The organism is Acinetobacter stercoris, from assembly GCF_900323515.1.
Classification (GTDB): domain Bacteria; phylum Pseudomonadota; class Gammaproteobacteria; order Pseudomonadales; family Moraxellaceae; genus Acinetobacter; species Acinetobacter stercoris.
This window is the reverse complement of sequence record NZ_OOGT01000402.1, coordinates 1-1,208: the sequence shown is the minus strand read 5'-3', so window position 1 is coordinate 1,208 and position 1,208 is coordinate 1. Positions and strand designations below refer to the sequence as shown.

2 protein-coding genes are annotated in these 1,208 nt (G+C 35.5%); both read left to right on the top strand.

The window, feature by feature from the left end:
* Positions 1 to 28 precede the first annotated feature (28 nt).
* Positions 29 to 376, top strand: coding sequence for a DoxX family protein (locus tag KPC_RS19870; RefSeq protein ID WP_121976012.1), 348 nt, complete (start codon positions 29 to 31; stop codon positions 374 to 376).
* Positions 377 to 463: 87 nt separating this feature from the next.
* Complete coding sequence (locus tag KPC_RS19865) at positions 464 to 1,087, top strand: LysE family translocator (RefSeq protein WP_121976011.1); 624 nt, start codon at positions 464 to 466, stop codon at positions 1,085 to 1,087.
* Positions 1,088 to 1,208 lie beyond the last annotated feature (121 nt).

The window sequence follows — 1,208 nt, the reverse complement described above, 5'->3', positions numbered from 1 at the left end:
ATTAAGAATTATATGTGGTTTATTTCTCTTGCCAGAAGCATTTGGTAAATTTTCTGTNTTTCCACATTTAAACCCGACTATCGTTGATTTTTTTGCTAAAGTTGGTTTCCATCCCGCTGAAATATGGGTTTATTTCGCAGCTTTGGGCGAGCTTGGATGCGGTGTAGCATTAATATTGGGAATTTGTACCAGATATGCTGCAATTGGCGCTGCTATTATTTTATTGGTTGCCTGCATTGCTTTGAATATTGTAAGAGGTCATTTCGCTTGGACATGGTCTCAGGGGGGAGATGAGTATTTAATCTTTTGGATTATCTGCTGTGTCATAGTCGCAATTTATGAATTTCAGCAAGTTTCTAAAAAAGACGCCAATTAAATATAAATTATGCGGATTTTGTCATATAAAATTAAGATGTATAAGCGTAAAATAACGCGGATTTAATATTTGACGATGGTGTAACATTTGGACTCTTTACTGATTTTAGGCTCAATTGCTTTGGCACTGATGTTAGGTGCAATTAGTCCAGGTCCAACTTTTATATATGTTGCAAAAAACTCTATTGCTATTTCACGTAAGCATGGTTTGTTTACAGCTTTAGGTACAGGTACGGGTGCAGCTTTATTCGGTTTTCTAGCTGTAATTGGCTTACAGGCTGTCTTATTGGCTGTACCATCAGCTTATATTGGATTGAAAATTTTTGGTGGTTTGTATTTGCTTTGGTTGGCTTTCAATATTATTCGTCATGCCAAAGAACCTGTTGAAACCTTAACCAATCCTAAAACTCAAATGAGTTATATGCAAGCGTATCGTTGGGGCTTATTTACACAGCTTTCTAACCCTAAAATGACGATTATTTTAGCCAGTATCTTTACTGCACTATTGCCAAAAGAAATTCCAATTTATTTCTACTTTGTTTTGCCTGTATTGTGCTTCTTTATAGATGCAGGTTGGTATTCATTGGTAGCTGTTGCCTTGTCAGCAGAGAGACCTCGCCGTGTCTATCTCAAGTTTAAAAAGATATTTGATCGGGTTGCAGGTGGGGTAATGACTTTACTAGGATTAAAGCTGATCTTTGGGATGAAGTGATTAGATAGCTTTTGGCTTATGCCACTGAATATCTGATCTATTTCTACCAAAAAATATAATGAGCATTAATAAAAACATATGTAAAGTAATAAGGATTAAAAATGATTAGATCATTCATATT